Source organism: Candidatus Nitrotoga sp. 1052 (assembly GCF_927312905.1).
In the GTDB taxonomy this organism is placed as follows: domain Bacteria; phylum Pseudomonadota; class Gammaproteobacteria; order Burkholderiales; family Gallionellaceae; genus Nitrotoga.
In genome coordinates this window covers 1-6,609 of the sequence record NZ_CAKMHQ010000081.1, presented here as the reverse complement: position 1 = coordinate 6,609, position 6,609 = coordinate 1, and the positions used below count along the sequence as shown (strand labels likewise).

Genomic DNA, 6,609 nt, shown 5'->3' with positions numbered 1-6,609 from the left:
CGGCGGTCTTGATCTGTATCCGGTTCAGGCTACCCATAGGAAAGTCGGATGAACCTATTTTTAAGTTTACAATGAACAAGTTGTAATGGTAATTTCTATATTACTAACTTATGGACCATAAGGGGTGCAGTGGGGGGCAGCCTCCCGTGGTTGTCGAACTGCGTCGTGGCGATAACAAATCAAGGGGAATTGATGAGTACAAAAGACCAGGAACGTAGCCTGCTTCCTAGATTGGGCGCGATTTATGCTGCTGTGATCGAACATGCGGGATGGAAAAATATTTTCTGCCAACTTGCAATCTTCTTAAAGGTCGACGCATCAGCTCCAGTGTGCAGCCCTCTTGCCGGGACTCGTCCTCTCCATGCGGGCAGCCATATGGACGTTATGAGTTACCCCAGCCGCGCGATCCTTGCCATTGTGTTGGTTTGCCTCCTTCCATATACCGTCGAAGCGGCACCCACACCAAATGCTTGCAGCCCAGTGATTGTTATTGAGCCACACACTCCCAAGACCAGCGACAGTCGCCCGAACCTCGCCTGGGAGCCAATACCAGGCGCCAGTGCCTACAGGGTCAAGCTGGATAGCCGGATACCCGAAGGCGAGAAGGTATTCAGTGCCGAAGTTCAAGTATCAACCACCAGTTTTCTCCCGGCAAAGGCGCTGACCGAGAGCCGCGCTCATGTGCGTGCCACAATTACGCCTATTTGTGGCACGTCAGACGGCATACCCACCGTATTCCAATTCGACATCGATACTGCGCCGGCATGCGGCACCGACTCCAATATCAGAATCAGTAATACAAGCGGCAAAAGACAGTTACTGTGGGCCGGCCCGAAGAGCGCCCAGTCCCATAATATTTGGATTTATGAGGCGGACACTGGCAAGTTGCTGTCCAATGCCGAAGTGAGCGAGTCAAGTTGGATGTTCCCGGATGATCTGGTCGGGCCGGCCATTATTGCGATCAGGCCCAAGTGCACTGCGGGGCAGGGAATGTTTAGTTACCTTGCGTTCTAGGCCTTTTACCGGCCTTATGTGAATTGCTCGCACCGGCTTGCCGCAACTGTTGCAACACAATCTCGCCAACTCTGCGCCCAAGGATCAAGCCCTGGTTGTTATCGCTGGAGAAATGTATGCCACCATACAGACGCGACAAGGCTGCCTCCGCAGCGGCTTTTTGCAATTCGTCGCCCGCTTCCGGGAAAAACCCTGTCAGTACCACCGATGCGGCACCGGACACCGTTGCGTGCGCCGAGACATAACCCGGGAATGAAGGTGTAACCAGGTAAGGCATGAATTTCGGGTCGAACTTATCCTGGATGGCCGTCACCGGGCGTTGCGTCCAGAACTCATACTTGACCCGCCATGCGGCAATCATGGCATCCGCCATCGCCACATTGAGGGCAGAAAACACGCGGGCAGCCACAGTCGTGTCAAGGTGATTTTTCTCTATCAGCTTCGCAGCTTTCAGGTTCCACACTCCAGAAGGTGTCACGGATCCCTGATCCAAATTCCAGTCATCCGCGATCTTCTTTTGCTCCGGCGTCAGCTCCTTGCTCACCCGCAGCACCTCCTGCGTTTCTTCCCAATAGGCCGGGCTGTCATACAGCACTGGTGGCGGCGCCCCCAGTGCCCGCGTCGCCTCCAGCCAGGTGCGCCAGCGCGCTGCAAGAGGCGCAGCCGGGAAGCGGGCAAATACCGGTGGAGCGGGGCGCCAGTGCCCAGGTGCCATGGCCGGCTGGTCAGCCGGATCCCAGGTCAGACTGGCCCCGTCCAGCAGGGCGCGGCTGATCATACTGACAGCCGCCTGCTGGCCCAGTCCCCAAGCTTGGTCATAGCCCTTTAACTTCCGTGGGTCAGTTGTATAGGCCAGATAAGCGGCTCGGCCCAAGGCTTGATATCGCCCCGGTGATTCCAGCGGGAACAGATAATCCAGCATGGCTGAAGCAGCAGAATGCAGCGCAAGTGCCTGCGCCTGTTTAGGCAATTTTTCGCGCGTCGCCAGACGCACCGCTTCATAATTTGCCACATGCAGCAGCGCCAGCGTCCGGCTTGCCCGCAAGGGGTTGAGCCGGTACTTCACCACCAGCTTCAGGGCAAAATCGTTCCACACCAAACTGGCCGGCTCCCGCGTCCAGTTCGCCTGCCATGAAGCAACGCCTTTGGCCGCTTTATCCTGCGCGGGCAAGGTCGATTCGATAGCTAGATTAGTATTGCTGGCCAGCTTTCCCAACTGCTGCTGGGCCTGCCTGTCTTCCGCAGGCAGCCATTGCGGCCAGGCAGTCTGAGTAGAAAGATTTGCAGCATTCGCCCACCCGTCCACCGCTGCAGGCAGGAGCATGAACGCGATCAAAACAGCGCAAATTTCGCGCCTCATGATTCAACCTGCATTGTGCATTCCGTGGAGCAAATCAAACCGGATGTCGATCCCGGGCTGAAGCGGGCACCAAGGAACTGGGTGTTGTCCAGACTGGAGCCACTTGCCGAGCAGTCAGCCGGACCGGAGCCGGCGGACTGGTAGATCACCGCGGCGGATGCTTGGCCAAACGCGGTCGCCATGCCCATGGTAAAAATGATTCCGGTGAATGATATCAAGTTAAACTTTTTCATATATATTCCTCTGTTATTTCGTATACTCGGTCCGGAATACGTCTAGCCATCGAGGCGATGTTAATCACGTCAGTTCATCCGTTACCTGTGATGTTGGGCTTCATTTCATTCAGCCCAACCTACCGGGCTAAGGGAATTTCTTTCGAACAAGATGTCGCCTCCCTTCGTCATAGCGCACCGTGTAGATCATTAGCCCGAACTTGCGCCTTGCACGATCTAAAACACATCGAGCCATCTCACGACGATCACTTTTCGTGCAAATTGAGTGTTTATGTCTAACAAGGATATTTTCTGTAATCGTTTGGGTGACATCGTTCTTTCGCCAATCTTCGCGGACAAAGTAGCCCGAGAAATATCGTAAATAAAGAAACCCAAGGTCATAAATATCTGCATCTGAAATTGCCTTGTGGGAAACAATTAAGTCACAAGTATTATCTGGGCAGAATTCGAACGATGATGAACTTCGGGTGATTTTAAGATGAACGTCGCCGGGGAAGCTTTTTTTAACTCCATGAAAGATGAACTTGCCTTATCAGAGGCGAAGACATAAGCGGGAAACAAGAATATTGCGAGCATACACGCAATCCACTTCACAGCAGTTAGAGGCATTTTTATGTTGTACTCCTATCAGCGAATTGCAGGGACTTCGTTATGCAGTTGTAGGGATTAAGATTGGAAGTGCAGGGGTAGTTCTTTTAAGTGCAGGAACCCCGTTACCAGGAGTGATTTGTAGATGCCAGTGATTCCTTTTTGGTTTACCGGGGAAGATCTCAAACTGACCAGCACCGAAACCACATTGAATAGCACATTCCCTCACATCCTCGTTTGATACTGCATTAAATTTCGGCCCGGCAATGTCACATGCTTCATTTTTCTTATGATGACTTTTGCGTGAATGCCCTTTTTTTTCAGTGCCTCCTGTAATCAACAGATCCAGTTTTGGATTATCTGTGGCAACTTGGAGACATGTTTCTACACATTGAAGTTTGGTCGCAGTCGCTCCTGTAACAGGGACAGTTTGCGGTGCCGGGGCATTGTAGTGAAGAAGGCCTAAAGGATCGACCCAACTCAGCGGATCCCCTCCGACATATGCATAGAGATTCAAGCCGCCAGCAATTCCAATTGGGTCAGCAGAAATAAACCGTTTCAGCATGGGATCAAAGTACCTCGCCCGATAATAATAAACCCCCGTCGAATCATTGTCCCGTCCGGTATATTCGCTTGAATTGCCGTCATCATTTGTTGATGGTGTCGTCTCGCCATAGAGGCTGTAGGCATAATAATTCTGCACACTCGCGTCATCCTTCAGCATCGCCACCACACTGCCCAGCGCATCGGTCAGATAATGTCGTGCCCGCCGCAGTATACCGTGCCAGCATTTCATCCACGGCAATTCCCGACAACAGTTTGACGTTGACCGTATTGCCCGCCAGCTCGGCGATCACCTGACTACCATCATAGAGAAACCCAACGCTCTGCCCATTGACGGTTTTTTCGATGCGCCGTCCCAGCGCGTCATAAGCAAAGCTGGCAGTGAGGCCCGGCCCGGTGATGGCCGTCAGCCAGTTACGCGCACTCCAGGTGTAGGTGGTCGCTTGCCCGGTGGTCTGGCTGATCTTGCTGACCAGGTTGCCGTTATCGTCAAAGGCCAAATTGAAGATTTCGCCGCTGCTCGTGAGAGTGAAGGTCAGCATACGGTCAGCCGCATCGTAGGTGGCTTCGTCGTTGCTGGGCAGCGTCGTGGTTTTGCTGGTGCGCTGGCCTTTGGCGTCGTAGCCGTAGGCTATGCTGTTGATGACCGTGTTGTCAGGTTTGCGATAGGTGCTTCCGAGCAGGCGCGATGCGGCATCGTATTGGTATTCCATGCGCACACCATTGGACAGGGTTTTGACAGTCAGACGGCTGGCAGCATCCCATTCGTAGCCGACCGGCGCTTCGTTGTTGAACTTGATGCTGGTCACCCGCCCGGCCTTGTCATAGCCATAGGCAGTGGTATCGAGGCTGTCCAGATTGCGTGCAATGCGGCGGCTCAGACAGATTAAATCGGGTTTGAGTTTATTTGTTTTTGCAGCCAGATTCACAGTGGAGAACTATGTGCCTCCTGCTGCATCGGCATGTCGGTGGCGCATGTGTTTATTCTGTGATGTTGAGCTTCGCAAGCACAGCGCCAACCTACGGGAGCACGGGTTACCGCGTTGCAATTTTCTAAAATGTTGGAATGTTAGAACTGACCCCTTGATTTCGCGGACCCCGACCCCGTGATTTCGCGGACCCCGTGATTTCGCGCTGACCCCGTGATTTCGCGTGATTTCGCGCGACCCGGATGATGATGCGGTGCTGGCTTGTGCGCTGGCCGCTCAGGCTGATTTCATTGTGTCGGGGGATGCGGATTTACTGGTGCTCAAACAGTTTCAGGAGATACGCATTGTGACGCCGGATCAGGCGGTGAAGATGATTAACAGCTGACATACAATAGCAGCTAAAAAGAAGCCACTCGCTTCCGGGGGAACGGAGGTGAGTGGCTTTATATTTATTGTGCATGACCCCAATTTCGCCGGCTCCAGGCTGTCATGCCAATGCCCAACAATACCAGCAGCGCCGTGGCGGGCTCGGGTATCAGGTTGGTAGAGGCATCTGCCGTCACAAAAAAGCGGGTATTGGTGGGGCCGCCCTCATTCTAACTGCTCGTGCCACCACTGCTGTCAACGCCAGCGAAGAAATAACTTGCGCCCGGCAAATCCGTGTTGGTCTCCGGCATCCAGCCAAACCCGCTGGTGCCGAGCAGGCCCGCGCCGAACACCAGCGCATAGTTCCCCGGCCCCAGGGTGATAGAAAACGGGATAGTCACATCACCGCTCCCGTCACCCGGCACAAAGGTCGCAGACGCCAGCGCATTGCTGATCAGATCCAGGGGATTAAAACCCGGTAGCGCGCCGGGGCCGGTCAGGGGCTGGCGGACTGGTAAATCACCGCGGCGGATGCCTGGCCAAACGTGGTCGCCATGCCCATGGCAAAAATGATGCCGGTGAATGATATCAAGTTAAATTTTTTCATTTTATCCCCGTGTTATTTTGTTTGCTCGGTACGAAATACGGTCTAGCCATTGAGGCGTTGTTAATTGGGTTTGTTCATCCGCAACCTGTGATGTTGGGCTTCATTTCATTCAGCCCAACCGGGCTTGACGTTAGAGACGGAATCTACCGAGCTCTGTACCATGCGCCAACAACGTGCTGCAGAGTTCCAATTTGAGAGGTATCTGATGGTACCCCTTTAGGGCAATACGCCATACGATTTTCCTCTTTATCATGCTCCGCAAATACGACACAATCTCCTGAGGTATAGACAATATAGTCGAGAAATTTTTCGTCTTGAACAGTTGAGCCGGAGAGTATGTTTTTGGCATAACCAGAGGCTGCCCATCCATTAAAAAAAATCCATCTCCAAGACCAATTAGACAAAATTAACGAAAGACTAGCTGCAATTAGAGCAAAAAATATTAATCGATTTCTCATTGTTTAGGATTTACTATTAGTTTGGCTCCGCCATTTTTATAATTATTCATTAAAAGTTGGTTTAATGCGTCGTATGTTTTCTGATCGGTAACCATACACCCTAACGAAGTCCCGCTATTTGTGCCATCTTTACCAGGGTGGATTTGAGCACCATGTGTTATCGATCCATCTGGGTTCTTAATAGTGTTCCAGTCATCTGTATTCGAAATAGTTGGACGACCAGCATGATCATTACGTCCGAATAGCCGGTTGATAAAGGTATCCTCAAGTACTGGTCTTGGTGATACCGAATAGGTACCAGGTTGTATCGGATTAATGTTAATCGTTGCAGTATTGAATGTACCGTTAATACTGCCGGTAAGGCCTGTGCCTGTTGCAGTGAATGAAAAACCGCCATGAGGCAAGGGAGTAGCAATCACCGTTGCGTCTAAACCAAACGGATCAATAAAACTAACCGGATTCCCCCCCACATACCCATAAAAATTAACCC

The 6,609-nt window shown here is 52.3% G+C and carries 9 protein-coding genes; 2 read left to right on the top strand and 7 right to left on the bottom strand.

Annotated features, from left to right (window positions below; translation table 11 throughout):
* Positions 1–192 precede the first annotated feature (192 nt).
* A complete protein-coding gene (locus MJ768_RS13915) occupies positions 193–1,014 on the top strand; it encodes a hypothetical protein (protein ID WP_239292573.1) in 822 nt (273 codons plus the stop codon).
* On the opposite strand, the gene MJ768_RS13910 is transcribed toward MJ768_RS13915, so the two are convergent.
* The 4 genes from MJ768_RS13910 to MJ768_RS13895 all read right to left on the bottom strand — a co-directional run bounded on the left by MJ768_RS13910 (position 995) and on the right by MJ768_RS13895 (position 4,688).
* Positions 995–2,374 carry a vanadium-dependent haloperoxidase gene (locus MJ768_RS13910; protein WP_239292572.1) on the bottom strand — a complete coding sequence of 460 codons (1,380 nt, stop codon included), beginning with the start codon at positions 2,372–2,374 and terminating at the stop codon, positions 995–997. The two genes, MJ768_RS13915 and MJ768_RS13910, sit on opposite strands and share 20 nt — an antisense overlap.
* Positions 2,371–2,607, bottom strand: coding sequence for a hypothetical protein (locus tag MJ768_RS13905; protein ID WP_239292571.1), 237 nt, complete (start codon positions 2,605–2,607; stop codon positions 2,371–2,373). Before MJ768_RS13905 ends, MJ768_RS13910 begins: the two co-directional genes overlap by 4 nt.
* Positions 2,608–3,256: 649 nt before the next feature.
* Positions 3,257–3,919: an RHS repeat-associated core domain-containing protein gene (locus MJ768_RS13900; RefSeq protein WP_239292570.1), complete on the bottom strand. Its 663-nt coding sequence runs from the start codon at positions 3,917–3,919 to the stop codon at positions 3,257–3,259.
* Complete coding sequence (locus tag MJ768_RS13895; RefSeq protein ID WP_239292568.1) at positions 3,906–4,688, bottom strand: hypothetical protein; 783 nt, start codon at positions 4,686–4,688, stop codon at positions 3,906–3,908. The genes MJ768_RS13900 and MJ768_RS13895 overlap by 14 nt, the downstream gene beginning before the upstream one ends.
* Before the next feature lie 223 nt (positions 4,689–4,911).
* Between MJ768_RS13895 and MJ768_RS13890 the strand changes: the two genes are divergently transcribed.
* Positions 4,912–5,073: a putative toxin-antitoxin system toxin component, PIN family gene (locus MJ768_RS13890; protein WP_239292566.1), complete on the top strand. Its 162-nt coding sequence runs from the start codon at positions 4,912–4,914 to the stop codon at positions 5,071–5,073.
* Between the two features lie 64 nt (positions 5,074–5,137).
* Here the strand turns inward: MJ768_RS13890 and MJ768_RS15550 are convergent, their stop codons facing one another.
* From MJ768_RS15550 to MJ768_RS13880, 3 genes are all read right to left on the bottom strand, one after another.
* The gene (locus MJ768_RS15550; RefSeq protein WP_445083007.1) at positions 5,138–5,251 is read right to left on the bottom strand and encodes a PEP-CTERM sorting domain-containing protein; all 114 of its coding nucleotides are present in this window, start codon (positions 5,249–5,251) and stop codon (positions 5,138–5,140) included.
* A gap of 33 nt (positions 5,252–5,284) precedes the next feature.
* Positions 5,285–5,455: a hypothetical protein gene (locus MJ768_RS15545; protein ID WP_445083006.1), complete on the bottom strand. Its 171-nt coding sequence runs from the start codon at positions 5,453–5,455 to the stop codon at positions 5,285–5,287.
* A gap of 660 nt (positions 5,456–6,115) precedes the next feature.
* A partial coding sequence (locus tag MJ768_RS13880) for a hypothetical protein (protein WP_239292562.1) occupies positions 6,116–6,609 on the bottom strand: 494 nt, incomplete at its 5' end.